Origin of the sequence: Roseovarius marisflavi, from assembly GCF_900142625.1 — a bacterium.
Lineage (GTDB): Bacteria > Pseudomonadota > Alphaproteobacteria > Rhodobacterales > Rhodobacteraceae > Roseovarius > Roseovarius marisflavi.
The window spans coordinates 197,833-219,662 of record NZ_FRBN01000001.1; the positions used below are offsets into that span (position 1 = coordinate 197,833).

At 61.6% G+C, this 21,830-nt stretch carries 25 protein-coding genes and 1 tRNA gene; 9 read left to right on the forward strand and 17 right to left on the reverse strand.

Annotated elements, in window-relative coordinates; all coding sequences use genetic code 11:
• Nucleotide 1 precedes the first annotated feature (1 nt).
• A complete protein-coding gene (locus BUB78_RS00980; protein ID WP_073194059.1) occupies nucleotides 2-214 on the reverse strand; it encodes a hypothetical protein in 213 nt (70 codons plus the stop codon).
• A gap of 265 nt (nucleotides 215-479) precedes the next feature.
• On the opposite strand from BUB78_RS00980, the gene BUB78_RS00985 reads away from it, so the two are divergent.
• Genes BUB78_RS00985 through BUB78_RS01000 form a run of 4 tightly spaced genes read left to right on the forward strand, consistent with a single transcriptional unit; the run spans nucleotide 480 to nucleotide 4,318 of the window.
• On the forward strand, nucleotides 480-1,343 hold the full coding sequence (locus BUB78_RS00985; RefSeq protein WP_073194060.1) for an FAD binding domain-containing protein: 864 nt from the start codon (nucleotides 480-482) through the stop codon (nucleotides 1,341-1,343).
• Nucleotides 1,340-1,819 (forward strand): (2Fe-2S)-binding protein, encoded by a 480-nt coding sequence (locus tag BUB78_RS00990; RefSeq protein ID WP_073194061.1) that lies wholly within the window; start codon nucleotides 1,340-1,342, stop codon nucleotides 1,817-1,819. The genes BUB78_RS00985 and BUB78_RS00990 overlap by 4 nt, the downstream gene beginning before the upstream one ends.
• Nucleotides 1,819-4,068, forward strand: a complete 2,250-nt coding sequence (locus BUB78_RS00995; RefSeq protein ID WP_073194062.1) for a xanthine dehydrogenase family protein molybdopterin-binding subunit — start codon at nucleotides 1,819-1,821, stop codon at nucleotides 4,066-4,068. The genes BUB78_RS00990 and BUB78_RS00995 overlap by 1 nt, the downstream gene beginning before the upstream one ends.
• Before the next feature lie 4 nt (nucleotides 4,069-4,072).
• Complete coding sequence (locus BUB78_RS01000) at nucleotides 4,073-4,318, forward strand: MoaD/ThiS family protein (RefSeq protein WP_073194063.1); 246 nt, start codon at nucleotides 4,073-4,075, stop codon at nucleotides 4,316-4,318.
• A 41-nt stretch (nucleotides 4,319-4,359) separates the two neighbouring features.
• Here BUB78_RS01000 and BUB78_RS01005 read toward each other — a convergent pair whose 3' ends face one another.
• From BUB78_RS01005 to BUB78_RS01020, 4 genes are all read right to left on the reverse strand, one after another.
• Nucleotides 4,360-4,896, reverse strand: a complete 537-nt coding sequence (locus BUB78_RS01005; protein ID WP_073194064.1) for an isochorismatase family protein — start codon at nucleotides 4,894-4,896, stop codon at nucleotides 4,360-4,362.
• Nucleotides 4,883-5,722: a hydroxypyruvate isomerase family protein gene (locus BUB78_RS01010; RefSeq protein WP_084732710.1), complete on the reverse strand. Its 840-nt coding sequence runs from the start codon at nucleotides 5,720-5,722 to the stop codon at nucleotides 4,883-4,885. The genes BUB78_RS01005 and BUB78_RS01010 overlap by 14 nt, the downstream gene beginning before the upstream one ends.
• Nucleotides 5,722-6,738 carry a D-erythronate dehydrogenase gene (gene denD / locus BUB78_RS01015; RefSeq protein ID WP_073194581.1) on the reverse strand — a complete coding sequence of 339 codons (1,017 nt, stop codon included), beginning with the start codon at nucleotides 6,736-6,738 and terminating at the stop codon, nucleotides 5,722-5,724. Before denD ends, BUB78_RS01010 begins: the two co-directional genes overlap by 1 nt.
• Nucleotides 6,739-6,886: 148 nt before the next feature.
• Complete coding sequence (locus tag BUB78_RS01020) at nucleotides 6,887-7,375, reverse strand: RNA polymerase sigma factor (RefSeq protein ID WP_170864998.1); 489 nt, start codon at nucleotides 7,373-7,375, stop codon at nucleotides 6,887-6,889.
• 253 nt (nucleotides 7,376-7,628) lie between these two features.
• Here BUB78_RS01020 and BUB78_RS01025 point away from each other — a divergent pair, with 253 nt between their 5' ends.
• Nucleotides 7,629-7,883 carry an EF-hand domain-containing protein gene (locus BUB78_RS01025; RefSeq protein WP_073194067.1) on the forward strand — a complete coding sequence of 85 codons (255 nt, stop codon included), beginning with the start codon at nucleotides 7,629-7,631 and terminating at the stop codon, nucleotides 7,881-7,883.
• Nucleotides 7,884-7,966: 83 nt separating this feature from the next.
• Here the strand turns inward: BUB78_RS01025 and BUB78_RS01030 are convergent, their stop codons facing one another.
• Nucleotides 7,967-9,022 carry an ornithine cyclodeaminase gene (locus BUB78_RS01030; RefSeq protein ID WP_073194068.1) on the reverse strand — a complete coding sequence of 352 codons (1,056 nt, stop codon included), beginning with the start codon at nucleotides 9,020-9,022 and terminating at the stop codon, nucleotides 7,967-7,969.
• A gap of 40 nt (nucleotides 9,023-9,062) precedes the next feature.
• Nucleotides 9,063-9,992, reverse strand: coding sequence for an arginase (rocF, locus tag BUB78_RS01035; protein ID WP_073194069.1), 930 nt, complete (start codon nucleotides 9,990-9,992; stop codon nucleotides 9,063-9,065).
• 116 nt (nucleotides 9,993-10,108) lie between these two features.
• On the opposite strand from rocF, the gene BUB78_RS01040 reads away from it, so the two are divergent.
• On the forward strand, nucleotides 10,109-10,537 hold the full coding sequence (locus BUB78_RS01040) for an Lrp/AsnC family transcriptional regulator (RefSeq protein WP_073194070.1): 429 nt from the start codon (nucleotides 10,109-10,111) through the stop codon (nucleotides 10,535-10,537).
• Here BUB78_RS01040 and BUB78_RS01045 read toward each other — a convergent pair.
• Together BUB78_RS01045 and BUB78_RS01050 are read right to left on the reverse strand one after the other, a co-directional pair.
• Nucleotides 10,534-11,001: a disulfide bond formation protein B gene (locus BUB78_RS01045; RefSeq protein ID WP_073194071.1), complete on the reverse strand. Its 468-nt coding sequence runs from the start codon at nucleotides 10,999-11,001 to the stop codon at nucleotides 10,534-10,536. The two genes, BUB78_RS01040 and BUB78_RS01045, sit on opposite strands and share 4 nt — an antisense overlap.
• Nucleotides 10,998-11,576 (reverse strand): YqaA family protein, encoded by a 579-nt coding sequence (locus BUB78_RS01050; RefSeq protein WP_073194584.1) that lies wholly within the window; start codon nucleotides 11,574-11,576, stop codon nucleotides 10,998-11,000. The genes BUB78_RS01045 and BUB78_RS01050 overlap by 4 nt, the downstream gene beginning before the upstream one ends.
• A 148-nt stretch (nucleotides 11,577-11,724) precedes the next feature.
• Here BUB78_RS01050 and BUB78_RS01055 point away from each other — a divergent pair.
• From BUB78_RS01055 to BUB78_RS01060, 3 genes are all read left to right on the forward strand, one after another.
• A tRNA-Leu gene (locus BUB78_RS01055) sits at nucleotides 11,725-11,810 on the forward strand.
• 96 nt (nucleotides 11,811-11,906) lie between these two features.
• Nucleotides 11,907-12,116, forward strand: coding sequence for a hypothetical protein (locus tag BUB78_RS20865; RefSeq protein ID WP_220083966.1), 210 nt, complete (start codon nucleotides 11,907-11,909; stop codon nucleotides 12,114-12,116).
• Nucleotides 12,117-12,516: 400 nt separating this feature from the next.
• On the forward strand, nucleotides 12,517-15,975 hold the full coding sequence (locus BUB78_RS01060) for a Hint domain-containing protein (RefSeq protein ID WP_073194072.1): 3,459 nt from the start codon (nucleotides 12,517-12,519) through the stop codon (nucleotides 15,973-15,975).
• A 145-nt stretch (nucleotides 15,976-16,120) separates the two neighbouring features.
• Here the strand turns inward: BUB78_RS01060 and BUB78_RS01065 are convergent, their stop codons facing one another.
• The 8 genes from BUB78_RS01065 to BUB78_RS01100 form a co-directional block, all read right to left on the reverse strand.
• Nucleotides 16,121-16,720: a nucleotidyltransferase family protein gene (locus BUB78_RS01065; RefSeq protein ID WP_073194073.1), complete on the reverse strand. Its 600-nt coding sequence runs from the start codon at nucleotides 16,718-16,720 to the stop codon at nucleotides 16,121-16,123.
• A gap of 24 nt (nucleotides 16,721-16,744) precedes the next feature.
• Complete coding sequence (locus tag BUB78_RS01070) at nucleotides 16,745-17,551, reverse strand: ABC transporter permease (RefSeq protein ID WP_073194075.1); 807 nt, start codon at nucleotides 17,549-17,551, stop codon at nucleotides 16,745-16,747.
• Nucleotides 17,548-18,432, reverse strand: coding sequence for an ABC transporter permease (locus BUB78_RS01075; RefSeq protein ID WP_073194077.1), 885 nt, complete (start codon nucleotides 18,430-18,432; stop codon nucleotides 17,548-17,550). Before BUB78_RS01075 ends, BUB78_RS01070 begins: the two co-directional genes overlap by 4 nt.
• Nucleotides 18,433-18,490: 58 nt before the next feature.
• Nucleotides 18,491-19,204 (reverse strand): transporter substrate-binding domain-containing protein, encoded by a 714-nt coding sequence (locus tag BUB78_RS01080; RefSeq protein ID WP_073194079.1) that lies wholly within the window; start codon nucleotides 19,202-19,204, stop codon nucleotides 18,491-18,493.
• Nucleotides 19,205-19,233: 29 nt separating this feature from the next.
• Complete coding sequence (locus BUB78_RS01085; RefSeq protein WP_073194081.1) at nucleotides 19,234-20,010, reverse strand: ABC transporter ATP-binding protein; 777 nt, start codon at nucleotides 20,008-20,010, stop codon at nucleotides 19,234-19,236.
• 122 nt (nucleotides 20,011-20,132) lie between these two features.
• Complete coding sequence (locus BUB78_RS01090; protein WP_073194083.1) at nucleotides 20,133-20,876, reverse strand: phosphate/phosphite/phosphonate ABC transporter substrate-binding protein; 744 nt, start codon at nucleotides 20,874-20,876, stop codon at nucleotides 20,133-20,135.
• On the reverse strand, nucleotides 20,873-21,313 hold the full coding sequence (locus BUB78_RS01095; protein WP_073194085.1) for a tellurite resistance TerB family protein: 441 nt from the start codon (nucleotides 21,311-21,313) through the stop codon (nucleotides 20,873-20,875). Before BUB78_RS01095 ends, BUB78_RS01090 begins: the two co-directional genes overlap by 4 nt.
• 42 nt (nucleotides 21,314-21,355) lie before the next feature.
• Nucleotides 21,356-21,793, reverse strand: a complete 438-nt coding sequence (locus tag BUB78_RS01100; RefSeq protein WP_073194087.1) for a tellurite resistance TerB family protein — start codon at nucleotides 21,791-21,793, stop codon at nucleotides 21,356-21,358.
• Between the last annotated feature and the right edge of the window lie 37 nt (nucleotides 21,794-21,830).

Here is a 21,830-nt window from a genome sequence, read left to right on the forward strand (position 1 = left end):
CTCATAAGACCGGGGCGCGGGTTTCTGGTGGCAAGCCAAGCGACTGTGCCGCCGTGCGGGCAAGCTCTGTCAGGTCGCCCGGATCGCTGGGCGGTCGCAGCGAGGCCTGCGCGTTAACGTATTTCGCCATGCTGCGCTGACGGATCAGTTCAAACAACAGCGCATGGCGCGGCGGTTTTTGCCGCACCGGGGGCTTGGGGGAATGAAATGACATGCCGAACCTCTTGCGTGACCGGGGATAACGTAACGGCAAGAGCTTGCCGTGAAATTATGGCGGATTTGGCGCATCTTAGGTGCAATCGCGTGGCGATGGCCTGATTTGGCGGCAAAACGCTCCGAAAACCCGGTGACGCGCGTCATCGGCGAGGTGTCGAAGACTCGTTTGCACCGGGGCGCAAGTTGCGAGATAGTCATGCCAACGCGACCCCGAGTCTGGCGCAGACGCGCCAGGGGCCGCAAGCAGAGAAAGGACATGAAATATGCGATATGAGGCGCCAAACAGCGTTGAGGCCGCGATTGATCTATTGGCCGCGACCGAGGGGGCTTATGTTCTGGCCGGGGGCACCGATTTGCTGGTGAAACTGCGCGCCGAGATGCTTGAGCCGGAGCTTGTTGTCGATATCAAGCGGATTTCCGGCATGAAAGGAATCACGCCCGAAGACGGCGGCTGGCGCATTGGCGCGGCTGTCTCGGGGGCCGAGATGGGCGAGCATGCGGGGCTGACCGGTGATTGGCCGGGCGTGGTCGAGGCCGTGGGTCTTATCGGCTCGACCCAGGTGCAGGGACGCGCAACGCTGGCGGGCAACCTCTGCAATGCTTCGCCGGCCGCCGATAGCGTGCCCGCGATGGTCGCGGCCAATGCCACCCTGCGGATTGTCGGCCCAAAGGGCAGCCGCGATGTCGCGGTGATCGACGTGCCCGCAAGCCCCGGCAAGACCACGCTCGGCTCTGGTGAATTCATCGCGTCGGTATTTTTGCCCGCAAAACCCGACCATGGTGGCGATGCCTATCTGCGATTTATTCCGCGCACCGAGATGGATATCGCCGTGGTCGGCTGTGGCGTTTCGCTTGTGCTTGACGGCGCGGGCAAGGTCAGTGCGGCGCGCGTCTCGCTTGGCGCGGTTGGCCCCAAGGTGATGCTGGTCGATGCCGCCGCCGAGGCCCTGATTGGCCGCGCGCCCAAAGGCGACGCTCTGGAGGATCTGGCCGCCGTCTGTTCGGCTGCGGCCACCCCGATTGACGACAAACGCGGCACGGTCGATTTTCGCCGCCACGTTGCGGGCGTTCTGGCCCGCCGTGCGACCGAAATCGCCGCGACCCGCGCAAAAGGAGAGACCGCATGAGCCAGATTCACGTAACAACCTCGATCAACGGCGACACCACGGAATTTCTGTGCGAGGCCGAAGACACGCTTCTGGATGTGCTGCGCGACCGGCTTGGCATGACCGGCTCGAAAGAGGGCTGCGGCACCGGCGATTGCGGCGCCTGTTCGGTCACGGTTGACGGGCGGCTGGTCTGTTCCTGCCTGATGCTGGGGGCCGAGGCCGAGGGCCGCGAGGTCACCACCATCGAGGGCATGGCCACGGGCGATCAATTGCACCCGCTGCAACAGAAGTTCATCGAGATGGCCGCCCTGCAATGCGGCATCTGCACGCCCGGCATTCTTGTGGCGGCGAAATCGCTTCTGGAAAAGAACCCCGATCCGACAGAGGAAGAGGTGCGCTATTGGCTGGCGGGAAATCTCTGCCGCTGCACCGGATATGACAAAATCATCCGCGCCGTGATGGAAACGGCGGCGGATCTGCGGAGGGCTTCGTGATGGCATTGGACAGCTCAGACAAACCCCGGACCTTCAAGGTTGTCGGCACGCGCCCGCTGCGCCCGGATGGCATTGACAAGGTCACCGGTCGCGCCCGCTTTGGTGCCGATATCGTAGCCCCCGGCATGCTGGTGGGGCGCGTGCTGCGCAGCCCGCACGCACATGCGCGGATCGTCAAGGTCGACACCTCGAAGGCGCGCGCGCTTTCGGGCGTCAAGGCCGTGGTGACACGTGCCGATTTTGGCGCTGTGCCCGACGGCGTGGCCGATGTGATCGACAATTGCATGGCGGGCGACAAGGCGCTTTATGACGGACACGCGGTGGCCGCCGTTGCCGCCTCTAGCGCCGCCGTGGCGCGCAAGGCGCTGCGCCTGATCGAGGTCGAATACGAGGTTCTGGCGCATGTCACCGATGTCGACGCCGCCATGAAACCCGACGCGCCGGTCCTGCACGCGGGCCGTCAGGACGAGACCGTGCCCGAAGGCTATTCGCAGAACGTCATGTCGCGGGTCGAGTTCGGCCATGGCGATATCGACAAGGGGCTGGCCGAGGCCGACCGCGTGGTCGAGCGCACCTATCGCACCGGCGCCACCCATCAGGGCTATATCGAACCGCATGCGTGTTTGGCGACGATGGGCCCGGACGGGCAGGCCGATCTGTGGTGCTGTACCCAGGGGCATTACATGGTGCGCAACACCTGCGCCGCGATCCTTGGCATGGAACAGGGCCAGCTTCGCGTCACTGCAAGCGAGATCGGCGGCGGCTTTGGCGGCAAGACCACGGTGTTTCTTGAGCCTGTCGCGCTGATGCTGTCAAAACTTGCCGGGCGCCCCGTCAAGATGGTGATGAGCCGCTCCGAGGTGCTGCGCGCTACCGGGCCGACCTCGTCAAGCTCGATTGATATCAAGATCGGCATGACCAAGGATGGCCGCATCACTGCCGGTTTCGCGCAATTGCGCTATCAGGGCGGGGCATACCCCGGCTCGCCGGTCGATATGGGCTCGATGTCGGCCTTTGCGCCCTATGACCTTGAGAACGTGAAAACCGTCGGTTTTGACGTGGTCACCAACCGCCCAAAGGCCGCCGCGTACCGTGCGCCGGGCGCGCCGATGGCGGCCTTTGCCGTGGAAAGCGCGGTGGATGAGCTGGCCAAGGGCTTTGGCCTTGATCCGCTTGAGGTGCGCCTGAAGAATGCCGCGCGCGAGGGCACGGTTGCCTCTTACGGGCCGACCTTTCCGGCGATTGGCCTTGAGGCGACGCTGGAGGCCGCCAAGGCGCATCCGCATTGGACCGCGCCCCTGGGCGAAAATCAGGGACGCGGTGTTGCCTGTGGGTTTTGGTTCAACTTTGGCGGCGATACTTGCGTTACCCTCAATGTCACTCCAGATGGCACGGTTACGGTGTCGGAAGGCAACCCCGATATCGGCGGCTCTCGCGCTTCGATGACGATGATGGCGGCCGAAGAGCTTGGCATTCCATACACACAGGTCCGCACGATCATTGCCGATACCGGATCGCTTGGTCAGAATGAGGTGACCGACGGCTCTCGGGTGACCTTTGCCGTTGGTCTTGCCACGATTGAGGCCGCCCGCAACGCCAAGCGCGAGATGTGCAAACGCGCCGCGATGATCTGGGGCATCGACGAAGAGGCGGTCGAATGGGTCGACGGAGCCGCGCGCCCGGCGGGGCCGAATGCGGGCAAGCACGACCCGATGACCCTCAAGGAAATCGCCGCCATCGCCAGCAACACCGGCGGGCCGATTGCCGGGCATTACGAGGTCAATGCCGAAGGCGCCGGCGTGAGCTTTGGCACCCATATGGTCGACGTCGAGGTCGATCCTGACACCGGCGCGCCGAAAATCCTGCGCTATACGGTGTTTCAGGATGCCGGCAAGGCGGTGCATCCGGCCTATGTTGAAGGCCAGTTTCAGGGCGGCGCTGTGCAGGGTATCGGCTGGGCGCTGAACGAGGAATACATTTACGGCGAGGATGGCATTTTGCAAAATGCCGGCTTCCTCGATTACCGTATTCCGGTTGCCTCTGATTTGCCGATGATCGACACGATGATCCTTGAGATTGCCAATCCGGGGCATCCCTACGGGGTGCGCGGGGTCGGCGAAACGCCAATCGTGCCGCCGCTTGCGGCCATCGCCAATGCCGTGTCGGCGGCGGCGGGGGTGCGGTTGACCGATCTGCCGATGTCACCGCCGCGCATTCTTGCCGCCATTCAGGGGAAAAAGGGCGGCTAAGGCCATGGTCAAGGTGCGAGTCTGGGGATCGCTGGCGGAATTCACCGAAGGCAAGACCGAGGTAGAGATCGAGGCCGGTACCCTACGCGAGTTGCTGGACGGGCTGGCCGGGACATATCCCGGCCTGCGCCCGCAGCTTGAGCGCGGAATTTCAGTGGCAATTGACGGGCGGGTTTACAACGACAGCTGGTTCACGCCAATCGCCGACGACAGCGAGGTTGTCCTGCTGCGCCGTCTTAAGGGTGGCTAGAATTACGTTAGGTTTGTCCTGTAGGACATTGATATTTACATTCATTTGATCAAATCCAAAACCCCGCGAAAATCCGGATGATCGGCACTGGCCAGCCACTCGAACAGGACCATCTCAGTGGTAACGACCTCGGCGCCGTGCCGCGCCATACGCCCCAGTGCGGCGCGCCGGTTTTCCTCCATACGCGACCCGATGGCGTCGGCCACAACATAGACACGGCGCCCGTCTGACAAGAGGCCAAGAACGGTCTGAAGCAGGCAGACATGCGCCTCGCACCCGATCACAACCAGATCGCATTCGCCCGCAAGATGCGCGCGCGCCTCGGGGGTGCGACAGGCGTCAAATGTCATCTTGTGCAGTACGGTTTCGCCCGGCTCGGGCGCAAGCGCGGGCAGGGTGGAGCCAAGGCCCCTGGGGTTCTGCTCGGTAAAAGTAATCGGCAGTTTGAGGCGACGCGCCGCCGACAAAAGGTGGTGGGCGTTCTGCACCACCGCGCCGCTGTCGTGGATGGCGGGCATCAGGCGCGCCTGAAAGTCGATCACCAGAAGATGCGTGCGCGCGGCGTCAACTGTCAGCATCGGGTTTACCCTCCTTGAAAGCGGCAGGTCTTTGCCCGGGTTTATCCTGAGGCGAGGCGCGATACATGTCCATCCAGCCAAGCCCCTCGGCCGTCGTTTCGCCACGCGGGCGATATTCGGCCCCGAAGGGCGCGTTATAGCCCGCCTTTTCCATCTGGCGCAAAAGCCGGGGGGAATTGATCTCGCCGCGATCCGGCTCGCTGCGGTCGGGAAGGGCGGCGAATTGCACATGGCCAATTAGAGGGCGCAAGGCCTGAAACCGGGTAAAAACATCGCCCTCATCCATGATCGCGATGTGATAACAATCAAACATCAGCCTGAGGTTTTTGCGCTTGAGATCATGGATAATCCGCGCGGCGTGATCCGAGGATGACAGATGATAGCCCGGCACGTCGCGGGTGTTGATCGGCTCGATCAGAATGCCAATTCCATGCGTCGCCGACAGATCGCAGGCATAGGCCAGATTGGCGCGAAAGCTGGCCTCGCCCGCCGCGCCCCCGTCGGTGATTCCGGCCATGACATGCACGGCGCCAGCATTGATTTGCACTGCATAGTCAATCGCCTGGTCAATTGCGGCGCGCGCCTCGTCTTCGCGACCGGTAAGGGCGGCAAGGCCAAAATCCCCCGCCATGAGATCGCCCGGCAAGGTGTTGAGACTCACCATCGCCATCCCCGTCTCATGTAATGCCCGGGCCACGTCGCGGGCGGGGGTATCATAGGGAAAATGACATTCAACCGCGTCAAACCCGGCCTTATGGGCGGCGCGAATGGCCTCAGGCAGAGGCAGCTCGGTGAAGAGAAATCCAAGGTTGGCGGAAAATTTCATCAGCTCCGGTCCTGCTTGATTGGGTCCAAAGGCCGGGTTGGGGCGCGCTGGCTCATGTGTTGCAGAACAAGCGCGGTAAAATCGGCGTCTGGCACAAAGCCAAGCGCACGGGCGCGCGGTGTGGTGATCTCACCAGGCCAGCTGCTCACGATTGCCAAGGTCGCGGCGTCAGGGGCAGGTTTGACGCGCTCTGCGACCTCATCGCCGGCCAGGTGGCGCAGGGTATCCAGCATCGTGCCGACGCTGACGGAGATGCCGGGCAGGGTGATCACCGTATCACCGCCAAGCGCGCCCTGTTCAAGGCCAGAGGCCACAAGGATATATTCAAGCGCCCTGGTGGGCGAGGCCAGGTGCAGCCGCAGATCGCGCCCGACCGGCAAAAGGGCCTCTTGACCGGCCAGAGGCTCGCGGATGATACCGCTGGCAAAGCCTGATGCGGCCTTGTTCGGCGCGCCGGGGCGCACGGATATTGTCGGAAACCGAAGGCTGCGCCCAAGGATAAAGCCCTTGCGCGTGGCGTCCTGCACCAGCAATTCCCCGATCAGCTTTTGCGTGCCATAAGACGAGCGTGGCGCGGGCAGGGTATCCTCGGAAATGGTGTCATTCGCTGTGCAGGAAAACACCGCCACCGACGAGGAAAACACAAATACCGGCGGGCGCGCCATGGCGCGACAGGCGTTTACAAGGTCGATGGTCGATTGCAAATTCACCGCCATGCCAAGGTCAAAATCCGCCTCGGCCTCACCCGAGACCACGGCGGCAAGGTGGATCACCAGATCCGGTGCGTCCTCAATGATGCGTACCAATGTGTCGGGCGACGATAGCGCGCCGGGCAGGGCATGCACGCGGCGGTGTACGCCTGCCATATCCGCCAAAGGCCCTTCGGCAATGTCGGCGGCAAGGATGGCCGAGATGCGTCGCTCTTGCCCGTTCAACAACAGCGTGTTGCGCGCCGCAAGTGCGTCGACAACCATACGACCGATAAATCCGGCAGCGCCGGTGACGAGTATCCGCAAATCTCTATCCTTTTCGAGCGGCAAGCCGCAGGCCCTGACGACCCTTTCATCTGTGACCCTGACAATTGCACCACGCAGGAGCGCCCGCAATAGCAACACGTCCAGGCTGTCGCCCGAAACGGCAGGCGATGCCAGCGGAGCAGAGCTGTTATCGTCCGGTCTTTTGCAGCCCGAGGTCATCGCGCAATCGCGCGCGCGCGCGCGCCAGCCGCGACATCACCGTGCCGGGCGCAAGACCGGTGAGGCGGGCCAGATCGGCGGGGCTTGTCTCACCCGCCGCCACCAGCCGCATAAGCCGCTCCTGATCGGCAGGCAGGCGCCTGATCGCGCGCATCGCCTCGCTCAGGGCACAGGCGTCAAGGGCATCGGGCAGGCTCATGGTCACGACCTCTGGTGCGCCAGGCGGGATCTGGTCACGGCGCAAGCTCTGACGGTGCTGATTGCGCAGGGCGGTCATGGCATAGGCGCGAAGGTCGTCAATCTCGGCGCCCGCATCAAGCCGCACCCACAGCTTGAGCAACACCTCCTGGCAGAGATCCTGCGACCGGTCCGCCTCACGGGTAAGACGACGGGCCACCCGCATCAGGTCGGGCATCAGGTCGGTCAGGGGGGCGGTCTCGGGGGCGCTTCTGGGCATCGCAACCTCTTGGATGAGGCTTGAGTTTTGCGGCTTTCCTTGCGCGCAATCAAATGGGCAGATTCCGCCGATGCCACTTGCAGGGCCTTTTTGGGCGATGCTTCGCCGGTTCGCAAGCCTGTGATCGGCGGGGCCTCGCGCGTTGCCGCCTTGCGGCGCCATCGGCGGGACGCCCCGGCCATCTGCGGCGTCTTGGGATGTAAGGTTCGCGGCTGTCGCGGCCTTTCAACCTGACCTTCAAAGGAGAACCGACATGATGAAATTCATCGTACTTGTGCTTGGACTTGGCGCTCTGGCAAATGCGGCGATCGCCATGGGCGAAGCCGTGGCCGAGCTCGACGTGAACGGCGACGGCATGCTTAGCGTGAGCGAGGTTCAGGCCGCCTATCCCGACATCAGCGCCGAGACCTTTTCCGAGGTCGACACCAACAGCGACGGCGCGCTTGACGATGCCGAGCTTATCGCGGGCCAGGAACAGGGCCTTTTGCCGGATATGTCGGTGAACTGAGCGTTTTCCGACATCCCCCCGAATGATTGCGCAGTTTCCCCAGAGTGCGCAGCCGCTCAAGGGGGGGGCGGCGGGCCGTGTCCTTAGGCGGGTGCGGCCCGTTGTACCATCCCGAAAAGATCGCGCGGATCATCGGGATCGGCCAAGAGATCAAGGTCGATGAAAAGATCGGTGCCGTTGATATTGTCACGCACATAGCGCAGGGCCGAAAAATCCTCGATGGCAAAGCCGACACTGTCGAACAGGGTGATCTGTTCGGACGAGGTGCGCCCCTTGGCGGTGCCGTTGATCACCTCCCACATCTGGGTGACGGGGTGATCGGCGTCAAGTTGCTGAATTTCGCCCTCGATCCGGGTTTGTTCGGGGTATTCCACAAAGATATCGGCGCGATGCAGGATCGCCGGGGCCAGTTCGGTCTTGCCGGGGCAATCGCCGCCGATGGCGTTGATATGCACGCCCGCGCCGACCATGTTGTCGGTCAGGATGGTGGCATATTGCTTGTCTGCGGTGCAGGTGGTGATGATCTGCGCGCCTTCCATGCTTTCCTCGGCGGATGTGCAGGCGACAACGTTCAGGCCAAGCCCCGTCAGGTTGCGCGCCGCCTTGGCGGTGGCGGCGGGATCGGTGTCATAAAGGCGCACAGTTTTGATGCCACAGATTGCCTTCATCGCCATGCTCTGAAATTCGGATTGCGCGCCATTGCCGATCATCGCCATCGTGTCGGCCCCCTTGGGCGCAAGATATTTAGCCACCATCGCCGATGTGGCGGCGGTGCGCAGCGCGGTCAGAACGGTCATTTCCGACAGAAGCACCGGATAACCGTTATCGACATTCGCCAACAGGCCAAAGGCGGTCACGGTCTGCAGTCCATCGGCGGTGTTCTTTGGGTGGCCGTTGACATATTTGAACCCGTAAACCTCGCCATCCGAGGTCGGCATAAGCTCGATCACGCCCTCGGCGGAATGGCTGGCGATGCGCGGGGTCTTGTCAAACAGCTCCCAGCGGCGAAAATCGGCCTCGATATAGTCGGCCAGCCCGCGCAGCATCGGTTCGATCCCGATGTGATGTACCAGCTTCATCATGTTGTCGACGGAAACAAAAGGCACGAGAGCCTTTTCGGAGGGGGTCAGGGTGGTCATGCGGATACCTCTTGGGGATGTCGCCTGTGGCGAAATTGGATCAGGAAAAGGCGCGGGTTGGACGGTCAAAGACCCGGCGGCCAAGCGCCGAGGCGGCGAGATCGACCATCACCTGCGCGGTGCGCCCGCGATCATCGAGGAAGGGGTTGAGCTCGACCAGATCGAGCGAGGTCATCAACCCGCTGTCGCTGATCATTTCCATCACCAGATGCGCCTCGCGGATGGTGGCGCCGCCGGGCACGGTGGTACCCACCGCCGGGGCAAAGGAGGGATCAAGGAAATCGACATCGAGCGAAACGTGCAGCGCGCCATTCGCCGCCGCGACATCGTCAAGAAAGGCAGCCAGCGGGGCGGCGATGCCCTGCTCGTCAATCGCGCGCATGTCGTGATAGCGGATATCGCTTTGCTGAAGCGCCTCGCGTTCGGCCATATCGACCGAGCGCAGGCCCAGAATGCAGATGTTTTCCTGCGCCACCGGATGCCTGACCTCGGGAAAGCCATGAAAGCCCTCGCGCCCGGTCACATAGCCCAGGGGCGTGCCATGCAGGTTGCCCGAGGCGGTCGATTGCGGCGTGTGAAAATCGCTATGGGCATCAAGCCAGAGCACGAATTGCGGGCGGCCCGTCGCTGCGGCATGGGCGGCAACACCGGCGACCGAGCCCAATGACAGGCTGTGATCGCCACCAAGAAAGATCGGCAAGCCCTGCGCCATGGCCGCTTCGCCGGCCTGCATCAGCGTGGCGGTCCAGCCGACGGTCTGGGTTGCGGCAAAGACATGACCGGGCATATCGGGGTGAAGCTCTGCCGGGGCAGGGGTCAGGTTGCCCATGTCCCTGACGTCATGGCCCAGACCGGATAGCGCCTCGGCAAGGCCGGCGGTGCGATAGGCATCCGGGCCCATCAGGCAGCCGCGACGATTTTTGCCGCTATCAACAGGCGCGCCAACCAGAATACAGGTCTTTGTGGTCATGATCTCTTTCCTTTTCGGGGTTGGATGCAAATTCAGGCCAATTCGGGTTGATTTACAGCCGTTAATTTGCCCTAATCGGGCCTAGTTTTCACAAACCGGAATAGGAAACTGGCGAAATGGACGATATTGATCGTAAACTGATTTCCGCGCTGCGCCATGATGCGCGGGCCTCTCTTTCGGATCTTGCGCTTGGGCTTGGGGTGTCGCGCACCACGGTGCGGGGGCGGATCGACCGGCTGCGCCAACGCGGCGAGATTGTCGGCTTTAGCGTGGTTTTGCGCGGTGACACGGCGCGCGATCCGGTGCGCGGGCTGATGATGCTCGGCATCGAGGGACGCGGCGCGGATCGGATCATCCGCCAGCTTAACGGGCTAAGTGCTGTGCGCGCGACCCATACCACCAACGGTCGCTGGGATGTGATCGTCGAGATCGGCACGCCGACGCTGGAAGAGCTGGATCAGGTGCTGGGGCAAATCCGCCGGTTCGACGGGATTGCCCATTCCGAAACCAGCCTGCTTTTGAACACCCGCAAATCCGGCAGTTAACCGCGCCGCCAGGCCAGAAACCAGACCCCGGCCAGCCCGAGCGACACGACCGCGTTCCAGCTTGCCATCGACAGGGTGAACATCTCCCATGGCACCTCGTCACAGCGCACGAGCGGCGCGGCCATGATCTGGGCCAGAAGATCGTCGGTCGAAAGGCTTGTCGCGTCGCCCGCGGTGCAGGTCGTCGGACCTTGCCAAAAGCCGCGCTCGACCCCGGTGTGATAAAGCCCGATGCCCGCCGTGGTGAGGGCCGCAAGCATGCCGCCAAAAGCCATGACGCGCGGGGCCACCAAAAGCGCCAGCATGCCAAATCCAATCGCGATCACATGCGGCCAGCGTTGCCAGATACACAGCTTGCAAGGTGCCATATCGCCCAAATGCTGAAACGCGAGCGCCCCAAGCATCATCGCCGCAGAGCCCCCCGCCGCCAACAGGATCAGGTTACGTTGTGTGAGAAAGGTCATAGATGCTTCACGAGATAAAAGCCGCCAAACAGGACGACGACAAAGACGATGGTCAGAATCCCCAGGCGCCGCTCGATGAAATCGCGGATCGGCGCGCCGAATTTATGCAAGAGCGCCGCGAGGATAAAGAACCGCAGCCCGCGTGCCAGGATCGAGGTGGTGATGAAGGTGGCCAGCGGCATGCTTGTGACGCCCGACATGATGGTGATCACCTTATAGGGAAAGGGGGTAACCCCGGCAGTCAGCACGGCCCAGAAGCCGAAATCGTTGAAGCGGGTGCGAAACGCTTCCATCGCATCGCCTTTGCCGAGCGCCTCAAGGATCGGCTGGCCGAGTTCCTGATAGGCAAGCGCGCCGATGGCATAGCCCAAAAGCCCGCCGATGACCGAGGCCACAAGCGCCACACCGGCAATCAGCCAGGCACGGGACGGGCGCGCAAGGATCATCGGAATCATCAGAACATCGGGCGGGATCGGAAAGACCGAGCTTTCGATGAAAGACACCGCCGCAAGCACCCAAAGGGCGTGGCGGTGGTCTGCCATGCGCAGGGTCCAGTCATAAAGGCTCTTCATCATTGCGGCGTTCATTCCCTTGATTGACCGCGAGACACCACGCAGCGCGGGTGGGGTCAAGGGCTGCGGCGTCACAGGGTGCAAAAACGGAGCAAAAAACACGGTTTGGGCACTGGACGTCGGTCGCGGCCTTCGCTAGAGATTTGCCCGTGCCCAAGTGGCGGAATGGTAGACGCAGGGGATTCAAAATCCCCCGCTGGTAACAGCGTGCGAGTTCGAGTCTCGCCTTGGGCACCACATTTCGCGAAAAAGTGATGAGGATCTGCGCGCGTGTTCTGCGAATCATTCGCTTGTCCGGACCTTTGCAGGGCTTTTGTTTCCAAAAGGTAAACGATGACCGTCGAAGTTAATGATTGGTTAACGAACTGCGTAGGTCCTGTTAACTATGTGACGGAAATGTGGCGCAAATTGGCCAGACATACAGACGTCTCAAAGCCAGAAACAATTACACGTCTAGGGTGTGCGTCGGCCTTTCAATTCTTTGAAAACCAACAAAAACAGGCGATTTTAGCGAAAAATCGCCGCTATTTCAGGAAACAATAGCGGCTTTGAGATGGTGTGCCAGGCCCTCCGGGAGCTTGGTTAACCTTGATTTAGGCCACCATTATGACGCGTTTTGGACAAATTTCCCTTTGGACTTCCTTTGCCGTTCGGTAAAACAGAGTCAGCCCAACTGGGGGGCGATGTCTGTAGGTCGTGGGGGCGACCGCACAATTTTACGCATCATCTGATGCGGCAAGAGGTGCGTTCGCTGAGTTGTTGATAACAACGCATGAATGGCACGTGGTGCAGGGTGAATTCCCGCACCTGGCATTGCCGATTTTTGGCAATTTTCCTCTTATATTTAGTTGTGCAGGTCGCCGTGCGCCAACACGTCGTCGGCAGCTGGAATTTGATTTTACCGTCCGGGCATATTTGTGTCTGCGGGTCACAGGAGAAGAACATGCCGATTAATAAAGTGGAAGGCGACAACGCCGCGAATCCTATTGATCTGGGGTACATTACCGATGTTGAAGGCGATCAAATCGACAACAATGACGCGGCGGATGGATCGAACGACGACGTGGTGGATGGCTTTGGCGGCGACGACACGATCCTCTCCGAAGACGGCAATGACACCGTCTATGCGGGCTCTGGCAGCGACAGCGTTGACGGCGGTATCGGCAATGACGTCATTTTCGGCGACAGTTCCAGCCCTGATGCAGGCGGGCGCGAAAGTTTTGAATGGGATCTTGCACCCGATCCCGATGACGCGGCCCCGATCGAAAGCGGCGATCCGATCACCGGCTTCACCCAGAACACCGGCACCGTCGATGTAACCTTCTCTCAACTCGCGGCTACGGGCCCGAGCACCACCGACTTTGCGGCCAACCCGCAAACTGTTGATGGCATTGACACAGACGGCACGCCTGCCGATCCCAACAGCTCGCTTGCCGTTGATCTGGACAGCGAGCGGACCTTTACCGACATCAAGCTGGAATTTTCCGGCGGGGTCGAGAATATTTCTTTCCGGATCAATGATCTGGATGGGGACGAAAATATCCGGGTCTTTGCGTTTGATGAGTTCGACAACCTGGTTCCGGTTTCCCTGACCCCCGGCGCGGGCGTGATTGCGCCAGGCTCTGACGTGGCAGAAGGCACGCACAGCAGCGCAACGCTGGCTGATGATGATGCTGACAATTCGGTTCTGGTCGATATCCCGGGTCCGGCTGTTTCGCTGGTTATCCGCTACGCTGAATCTGGCCCCGATAGCGACGGGATCAACGTTACCGACGTTTACTTCGACGCCCCCGGCGGCGCCATCGACACCGGCGTGCCGGGCGATGACACCCTTTTGGGCGGCGACGGCGATGACAGCCTGTTTGGCGAAGAGGGTGACGATGTTCTGACCGGCGGCGCGGGCGCCGACTCGATTGAAGGGGGCGATGATCAGGACCTGATCATTGGTGGCACCGCAGGCGACGTGGCCGATGGCGGCAGCACCGGCGTGGACAACGACACCCTTGACCTCAGCGGCTCTGGCCCGCTTCGGGTAGCCGAGGAAACCACCGATCCTGATGGCAATTCGACCTCCGGGCGGATTGAATTCCTTGATGGCGACGGCGCAGTGACCGGCGAAATGACCTTCCGAGAGATCGAGAACCTGATCCTGCCCGAGAACAACCCGCCGGTGACCGTGGATGACACGGCCGTCACCGACGAGGATACGTCGGTCGATATTCCGGTTCTGGCCAACGACAGCGATCCGGATGGCGATACCCTGCGTGTCGACAGCGTCGGCCCGGCGGGCAATGGCACCACCGCGATCAACCCGGATGGCACCGTTGCCTATACGCCCAATGCGGGCTTTAGCGGCACCGACACGTTCGAGTATACCGTAACCGACGACAACGGCGGCACCGATACCGCCACCGTGACCGTGATTGTGGGAGACACACCGCCGACACGCGACGGGATTGTGGATGGCACGCCGGGCGACGATCTGATCGACACCGACTATACGGGCGATCCGGATGGTGACCTTGTCGATGCGGGCGATGCCATTCTGCCCGGCGCCGCGCCGGATGATGACAGCATTCGTGCCGGCGACGGCGATGACACGGTCCTGGCTGGTCGTGGCGACGATCAGGTCGACGCAGGCGACGGCAGCGATAGCGTGTTCGGCGGTGTCGGCGATGACCTTATCGACACAAGCGCACCGCTGAGCAGCGCACCGCTTCCCGATCTCGGATTTCCGCCTTTGGTTCCGGTTGATGGCGACCCCGAGAATGACCGCGACTTTGTCTCGGGCGGCGATGGCAATGACACCATCACCACCGGCGACGATGCCGACACCATCACAGGTGGCGCAGGCGACGACGTGATCGATGGCGGGATTGATGCCGATGTGATTGATGGTGACGACGGCAACGACACAATCGTCGGCAGCGAAGGCTCGGATACGATCCGTGCCGGCGAGGGCGATGATCTGGTCTATGGCGGGCTGGATCCAAGATTTCCGGACGAGCTCAACATTCCCGACGCCACCGATCCGGTCACCAATAACGGTCAGGATCTGATCTTTGGCCAAGGCGGCAATGACACGATCTTTGGTCAGGATGACGATGATACGATCTTTGGTGGCACCGGCGACGATGTGATCGACGGTGGCATTGATAACGATGTGATCGAGGGCGGCGACGGTGACGACTCGCTTGACGGCAACAACGGTGATGACAGCCTGTCGGGCGGCGACGGTGACGACTCGCTGCGCGGTCAGGCTGGGAATGACACGCTCGACGGCGGCGATGGTGATGACGTGCTGGCCGGTGGCGATGGCGACGACACCATTTCCGGCGGTGCAGGTGATGACAACATCCGTGGCCAGAGTGGAAGCAACCTGATCGCAGGCGGTGATGGGGACGATACCATCAACAGCGGCTTCGGCGATGATACGGTCACCGGCGGCGCCGGCGACGACAGCATCAGCGGCCAGACCGGCGATGATCTTCTAAGCGGCGGTGTCGGCGATGACACCGTCGAGGGCGGCAATGGCGACGACACCATCTCGGGCGGCGAGGGCGCCGATCTTCTGCTGGGGCGCGCCGATGCGGATGTCTTCATTGACGTCGGCGCCGGTGATACGGTCGATGGCGGCACTGGCGTCACCAGTGGTGAGGATTTCGACACGCTTGATCTCACGGGGCTGGGACCATTCCGCGTTGTTGATGAAACCGTCGATCCCGACCGCGACTCCAGCAGTGGCACTGTCGAGTTCCTTGATGGTGACGGTGTCGTAACAGGCGCGCTCGAGTTCCGCGAGATCGAGAACCTGATCCCCTGTTTCACCCCCGGCACGGTGATTGCGACGCCGCGCGGTGAAAAGCTTGTCGAAGAGTTGCAGGTTGGTGATCGCATCATCACGCGCGATAATGGTCTTCAGGAAATCCGCTGGATCGGACACCGCGCGCTTGGAGGTCAGGATCTGATCAAGTCGCCGCATCTCAGGCCGGTTCTGATCCGGGCGGGGGCGCTTGGCCAGGGTCTGCCGGAGCGTGACATGCTGGTCAGCCCGCAGCACCGCATCCTGCTCAACAACGAACGCGCGGCGCTTTACTTTGAAGAGCGCGAAGTTCTGGCCGCGGCCAAGCACCTGACCGGCCTTGACGGTGTGGATACGGTCGAAAGCAGCGGCACGACCTATATCCACTTCATGTTCGATCAACACGAAGTGGTTCTGTCGAACGGCGCCTGGACCGAAAGCTTCCAGCCGGGTGAACAGGTTCTGGATGGCATGGGCAGCGCGCAGCGCGATGAAATCTACGACCTGTTCCCGGAACTGCGCGATGTCAAAGGCCTTGAGGCCTATCAGTCGGCGCGCCGCTCTCTCAAGCGGCATGAAGCACGGTTGTTGGTTAAATAAGTCATTCGGTTTGCAGCGGGCCTGCCCATCCCCTTTGGGGATGGGTTGGCCAGAAATCGGTTGCGGGGGCTGACCCGGTTTCAAAAAAGTAAACCATCCCGGCCATTGGCCGGGATGGTTTCGGTTCAGGGAGCAATGAATAAGGTTAGCGTCCGCTGCGCGCCCGCCATGCGGCCCAGGCCTCGGGTGTATCCAGGTCGGTGGTGGCATGGGCATCGGGCAGGGTGAGCTGCATCACCGGCTCTGATCGCAGGAGCGCGCGCGCGCCCTCATCGCCGCTTAGACGCTTGAGCGCGGGAAACAGGCCAGCCGGGAAAATCACCGGATGACCGGCAGTGCCATCGGCATCTGTGGCGCGGTATATATGTTTAAAATCAAAATCCTGAAGCATGATCTTAAGGTCGCGCACCTCAAGATCTGGCATGTCGGCCAGAACCACCATTAGCCCCGCCGCATGACGGTTTGCGGCCCAATCCGCGCCGTGGCGGATCGAGGCGGCCATGCCCTCGGCGGCATCGGGCACGTCTTGCAGGTGTAGCCGGTGATCGGTGATCCCGGCGAGCGCCGCGCGCCGCGCCGGGCGATCCAAAGGCAGGGTCACCAGAACGTCACAGCGGCTTTGCAACGCCATCAAGACCTGTCGGCGCAACAGGGGCAGGCCGTCCACCGGTTCCAGCAGCTTGTCGCGCGGCGCCATGCGCGAGGACGCCCCAGCGGCAGGAACAAGCAGCGCGACATCGGGCATGGCAGACTCCTTGAGGCGGGCGGCCTAGCGGATCATGTTCATCCGGATCTTGAGCCTGCGGCGCGCCTCCTGCGGCAGATGCCGGTTCAGGTAACGGTTGATCAGGCCAAAGCAGGTGATAACCCCAAGCGTCAAAAGGATAAAATACCCCGCGAGGATCGGGTAGGGCACGAAGGGGTTGAAGGTCTTGTCGGCGAAATACTTGGCGTAATAGAGCGCATCGCCGCGTTGTTGCCAGACCGGAAAGCCGGAAAAGAACACCAGCGTGGTGGCATGAAACAAAAAGATTGCTTCATTGGTATAGGCAGGCCAGGCAAGCCGCAGCATGGTTGGCCAGATAATCCGGCGAAACCGCGCCAGACCGCTAAAGCCATAGGCATCGGCCGCCTCGACATCGCCCTTTGGGATCGAGCGCAGCGCGCCATAGAAGATCTCGCCGGAATAGGCGGCGGTGTTGAGAAACAGCACGATCAGCGCCCCAAGCCAGGCCGAGGTCAGCACACCAAAGAACGGGCTGACCATCTTGAGCGAGAGAAAGAAGAAATAGGCGAAAAAGAACTGAATGAACAACGGCGAGCCGCGAAACACGAAAATGAACCACTCTGACGGTTTGCGCAAAAGCGGGTTGGGCGAGGCCTTGCCAAGCGCCACAGCGGTGGCCAGCATAAAGCCCGTCAAAAGCGCGAAAGCCCCGAAGTAGATGTTCCAGATCATGCCTGATCCGATCAGGGTTATCTGATCGCAGAGCGTGAAATTATCGCGGGGCAGCAGGCGCTCGCCGATGCCGATGCTGCGCAGGGCGTAATCCTGAACGGTTTGAAAACAGCTCATGCGGCGGCCTTTCTCTGGGACTCGCCGCCAGTGGTCGCCTGTCCATGACTGAGCTTTCTCATCAGTTTTTCAAGGAACACCTCCGAGACCCGTGTGATACCGAGATAAAACACCATCAGCCCGAGAAAATACCACATGCGCCAGTCGCCATGCGGGTATTCGGTAAAGCGGGGGTTGGCGGTGCCGCCAAGTTCGCGCGCCCAATAGACGATATCCTCGACCCCGAGCAGAAACAGCAAGGGCGTGGCCTTGATCAGCACCATCCACAGGTTGCTCAGGCCGGGCAGGGCATAGACCCACATCTGTGGCACGAGGATGCGCCAAAAGCTTTGGCTCCGCGTCATGCCATAGGCCTCGGCGGTTTCCATCTGGGCGCGCGGTACGGCGCGCATGGCGCCAAACATGACATTGGCCGCAAAAGCGCCGAACACGATGGCAAAAGTCAGAACTGCGAGGAAAAACCCATAGGTTTCATGCACCCATTGCGGGGCGCTCCCGAGCGGCAGTTTCGCCGCCTGACAAACCACGAAATCATTGCCCTGGCGGACCGGTTGATCCCAGTCAGGACAGAGCACCTGATGGCGCATCCATTCAAATCCCTGATCAAGCGCGATGACGAAGAACAGGAAAAAGGCGATGTCGGGCACGCCGCGCACCACCGAAATATAGGATTTGCCGAACCATCGAACCGGCAACAGATGCGAGCGCGCGGCCATTGCCCCGCCAAAGCCAAAGGCCAGGGCCGTCGGCGCGGTAATCGCGAGCAATAACAGAACCGTCGCCACCGCATAATAAAGCTGCATGTGCTTGGTCGTCGTCAAATAGCACGACAGCCAATTCAGCCCATCAAGGGCGGCCGGATCAGAGCAGAATGAAAACATTGCATCTGGCCTTATCGGGAAAGGGCGGGGCCGGGTCTGGCCCCGCCGCAGGGCGTGATCAGAACGTCAGGCCGATGTCCCATTTGTCGATCATGGCGTTCAGGGTGCCATCGTCTTTCATCGACTTGATCGCGCCATCAAGCGTGGCCTTCAGCTCGGTATCGCTTTCGCGCAAACCAAGGCCGACACCGCCGCCGATCAATTCCATCTGCTCCAGCAGCTCAAGTGCGGCATCGTCATCGGCGATCGGGGCAAGAAACGCGCGGTCGGCCAGAACCGCGTCGGCTTCGCCATTGCGCACCGCTGCGACGGTCTCTTCCGGGGTGGCATATTCCACCAGTGTGGCGCCGCTTTCGGCCACGAAAGAGGCCTGGATCGTGCCGGTCTGGGCCGCGATCACGCCGGTTTTCACGTCAACACCGGCCGAGGCCGCGAGATAGGCAGACGGATCGGGCAGGGTATAGTTTTGCGTGAAGTCAATAACTTCGTCGCGCTCGTCGGTGATCGACATGCCCGCGATGATGACGTCATAGTTGCCCGACACGAGGTTGGGAATGATGCTATCCCAATCGTTGGTGACCCATTCGCAGGTCAGCGCCGCGCGTTTGCAAAGTTCGTCGCCAAGCTCGCGCTCAAAGCCGTCAACCTCGCCTTTGTCATTGATGAAGTTATACGGAGGGTAGGCGCCCTCGGTGCCAAGACGGACGGTATCGGCCATCGCGAAACCGGTGCTCAGCGCCAGAGCGGCGGTGGTGAGTAGAAGTTTTTTCATGTGAGTTCTCCCTTGGTTGGTACGTCGCCTCAACCCGGATTGGTCGAGCTGAGGAATTGTCGCAGGCGCTCGGATTTCGGAGCGCCGAAAAGCGTTTCGGGCGGGCCTTGTTCTTCGATCAGGCCTTGGTGCAGAAACACCACGTGGTCGCTGACATCGGCGGCCATTTTCATGTCATGGGTGACGATCATCATGGTGCGGCCTTCGTTGGCCAGATCACGAATGACGCGGATCACCTCTTGTTCAAGCTCGGGGTCAAGCGCGCTTGTGGGTTCGTCAAACAACAGCGCCTCGGGTTCCATGCAGAGCGCGCGCGCAATCGCGGCGCGCTGTTGCTGGCCGCCGGATAATTGGGCGGGAAAGACATCGCATTTGTCGCCGATCCCGACCTTGTCGAGATGCTTGCGCGCGGCGGCCTCGACCTCGGCGCGCTCACGCCCCAGAACGGTCACCGGGGCCTCCATCACATTTTGCAGGATGGTCATATGCGCCCAGAGGTTAAACTGTTGAAACACCATCGAAAGATTGGTGCGAATGCGCAAAACCTGGGTCGGATCGGCAGGGTGACGGTTCAGGCCCTCACCACGCCATTTCACCGGCTCGCCCTTGAACAGGATATCGCCCTGTTGACTGTCCTCCAACAGGTTGGCACAGCGCAAAACCGTAGATTTGCCCGACCCGGAAGATCCGATAAGCGAGACCACATCGCCCTTGCGCGCAGTGATCGAGACACCCTTGATGACCTCAAGCGCGCCATAGGCCTTGTGCAGGTTACGGATTTCAAGGACCGGGGTCGCATCTGACAAGGTGGGGTTCCGTTTCGTTTGGGTCTTGTGTTCAGGTGTTAATAGGGCCGAAAAAATGGGCCGATGCAACGTGCAAAACGGTTGATTTCACCGCTTGAGTGCCAGAATGGAGGGGCTGGTGCTCAATTTGGGGGCGGTGGTGGCGGATTGGGCTGCGCAAGATAGGTCTCTGGGTCAATCCGGATAAGGCCGATTATCCCGAGGGTTGCGCGGTCGTCCTGCGATAGCCCAGAGATCGCCGATTGCAGCGCCTCAAAAATCGGCGCCGGGTCACGGCCAAGCGCGCAGATATAGGGCAAGGTCGGGGATGGCTTGGTGCGCGCCAGAACCCTGAGAGTGGCGGCAAAGGGGTCATGGCGCTGCATCATCTTCCAGCTGAGCGCATCCAGTGCTGCGATGTCGGCGCGGTTTTCGGCCACGGCGCGGGCGGACTCGCGATGCGCACCGCTCTGCACGGGATTGGAAAAGGTAAAGCCATGGGCGGCGGCATAGGTCTGGGGCGCGGCCCAGCCCGATTGCGACAGCGCCTCGTTATAGGCAAAGCGCGCCTCGGCAAAGTCACGCGGTGTTTCGCGCGGGTCCTCTGCGCGGGCGACCAACACAGAATAATAGTGCCCCGGTGGGCAGTCGGGCAAGTCGAGCACTGGCGTGCCCACAATCGTCACTGTGCCATGCAGGCGCGCGCGGTACGGATAGCCACAGGTTTGCGACAGGATAAGGCCGGGGCTTTGCCAGTGATCCCAGACATCACCCGCTCGGCAAAGACGATCCGGGCCATATCCAAGATGCGCCCGTACCCCTTGCCAGAACCGGTCATTGGCGGCAGCCGTTTCCGGGCAGTCATACATCGGCAGGCTTGCGATCATGCGGGCGGCGTCATCCGTTGGCGCGCTATCGCGCTATCGCGGTCCGAAACACCCAAGAGGTTCGACACAAGCCGCAAAAGCGCGTCTTCATCCGCCTCGCGCACCCCGTCGGCCAAGGCAACCTGCCAGAGCGACTCGATCACGCCAAGGCGTTCCTCATAGGCCACCGCATCCTTGATCGCGCGGGTAAAGCGGACGGTATCGGGGGCCTCGGCCTCAAGATGTTCGGCCTGTTGGCGCAGCGCCTCGGCATCGGGTTTCGAGAGGCCGTAGCGCGCGGCAATGATCCGGGTGATCCGAATGATTTCATCGGCGGCGTAATCGCCATCGCTGCGCGCGACGCGCACCAAAAGGGCCGACAGGGCCAGCCGTGCATCCGCATCGGCCAGAGGTTCCGGGGCTGGTTGCACCAGCTTTCTGAGAAATTCACCAAACATGCCCTGAGTATAGGGCGCAAGGCCGGACGGGCCAATGGCAATTCAGCTATTTTCGGCCAGGGCGCGGGCGGTGTCGCTATCGGCGTGGCTCAGCCCCATGGCCTCGCGGGCCACGTCAAGCACCTGCAACTCCTCAGGCTGGCTTGCGCCGTCTGACAGCACCACCTCCCACAGGGCCTCAAGCGCATTGACGCGCGCATCAATGCTGACCGTTTCACGGATCAGATGGGCAAAGCGTTCGGTATCGGGGGCGGCATGTTCCAGCTTTTCACAGGTGGCGCGCATCTTGGCCGCCTCGATCGGTTTCAGCCCGTAAAGCCGCGTCAGGAGCCGGTCTATGCGTTTGATTTCCGCCACCTCGTAGTGATGGTCAGACTTGGCCACGCGCACCATGAGGGCGCCAAGCGCAAGCTTTTCATCCGGCTCGGGAAGAGGCGCGGGTTTTGGGGCCGAAAAGGCCTGTAGGATGCGGTTTATCATGATCTCAGGTTAGCCCCGAATCCGACGGCCCCCAAGG

Excerpts from the sequence above, each read along its gene's own strand:
- BUB78_RS00980 (WP_073194059.1), bottom strand. The coding sequence starts at position 214 with ATGTCATTTCATTCCCCCAAGCCCCCGGTGCGGCAAAAACCGCCGCGC.
- BUB78_RS00985 (WP_073194060.1), top strand. The coding sequence starts at position 480 with ATGCGATATGAGGCGCCAAACAGCGTTGAGGCCGCGATTGATCTATTG.
- BUB78_RS00990 (WP_073194061.1), top strand. The coding sequence starts at position 1,340 with ATGAGCCAGATTCACGTAACAACCTCGATCAACGGCGACACCACGGAA.
- BUB78_RS00995 (WP_073194062.1), top strand. The coding sequence starts at position 1,819 with ATGGCATTGGACAGCTCAGACAAACCCCGGACCTTCAAGGTTGTCGGC.
- BUB78_RS01000 (WP_073194063.1), top strand. The coding sequence starts at position 4,073 with ATGGTCAAGGTGCGAGTCTGGGGATCGCTGGCGGAATTCACCGAAGGC.
- BUB78_RS01005 (WP_073194064.1), bottom strand. The coding sequence starts at position 4,896 with ATGCTGACAGTTGACGCCGCGCGCACGCATCTTCTGGTGATCGACTTT.
- BUB78_RS01010 (WP_084732710.1), bottom strand. The coding sequence starts at position 5,722 with ATGAAATTTTCCGCCAACCTTGGATTTCTCTTCACCGAGCTGCCTCTG.
- BUB78_RS01020 (WP_170864998.1), bottom strand. The coding sequence starts at position 7,375 with ATGCCCAGAAGCGCCCCCGAGACCGCCCCCCTGACCGACCTGATGCCC.
- BUB78_RS01025 (WP_073194067.1), top strand. The coding sequence starts at position 7,629 with ATGATGAAATTCATCGTACTTGTGCTTGGACTTGGCGCTCTGGCAAAT.
- BUB78_RS01030 (WP_073194068.1), bottom strand. The coding sequence starts at position 9,022 with ATGACCACCCTGACCCCCTCCGAAAAGGCTCTCGTGCCTTTTGTTTCC.
- rocF (WP_073194069.1), bottom strand. The coding sequence starts at position 9,992 with ATGACCACAAAGACCTGTATTCTGGTTGGCGCGCCTGTTGATAGCGGC.
- BUB78_RS01040 (WP_073194070.1), top strand. The coding sequence starts at position 10,109 with ATGGACGATATTGATCGTAAACTGATTTCCGCGCTGCGCCATGATGCG.
- BUB78_RS01045 (WP_073194071.1), bottom strand. The coding sequence starts at position 11,001 with ATGACCTTTCTCACACAACGTAACCTGATCCTGTTGGCGGCGGGGGGC.
- BUB78_RS01050 (WP_073194584.1), bottom strand. The coding sequence starts at position 11,576 with ATGATGAAGAGCCTTTATGACTGGACCCTGCGCATGGCAGACCACCGC.
- BUB78_RS20865 (WP_220083966.1), top strand. The coding sequence starts at position 11,907 with ATGACCGTCGAAGTTAATGATTGGTTAACGAACTGCGTAGGTCCTGTT.
- BUB78_RS01060 (WP_073194072.1), top strand. The coding sequence starts at position 12,517 with ATGCCGATTAATAAAGTGGAAGGCGACAACGCCGCGAATCCTATTGAT.
- BUB78_RS01065 (WP_073194073.1), bottom strand. The coding sequence starts at position 16,720 with ATGCCCGATGTCGCGCTGCTTGTTCCTGCCGCTGGGGCGTCCTCGCGC.
- BUB78_RS01070 (WP_073194075.1), bottom strand. The coding sequence starts at position 17,551 with ATGAGCTGTTTTCAAACCGTTCAGGATTACGCCCTGCGCAGCATCGGC.
- BUB78_RS01075 (WP_073194077.1), bottom strand. The coding sequence starts at position 18,432 with ATGTTTTCATTCTGCTCTGATCCGGCCGCCCTTGATGGGCTGAATTGG.
- BUB78_RS01080 (WP_073194079.1), bottom strand. The coding sequence starts at position 19,204 with ATGAAAAAACTTCTACTCACCACCGCCGCTCTGGCGCTGAGCACCGGT.
- BUB78_RS01090 (WP_073194083.1), bottom strand. The coding sequence starts at position 20,876 with ATGATCGCAAGCCTGCCGATGTATGACTGCCCGGAAACGGCTGCCGCC.
- BUB78_RS01095 (WP_073194085.1), bottom strand. The coding sequence starts at position 21,313 with ATGTTTGGTGAATTTCTCAGAAAGCTGGTGCAACCAGCCCCGGAACCT.
- BUB78_RS01100 (WP_073194087.1), bottom strand. The coding sequence starts at position 21,793 with ATGATAAACCGCATCCTACAGGCCTTTTCGGCCCCAAAACCCGCGCCT.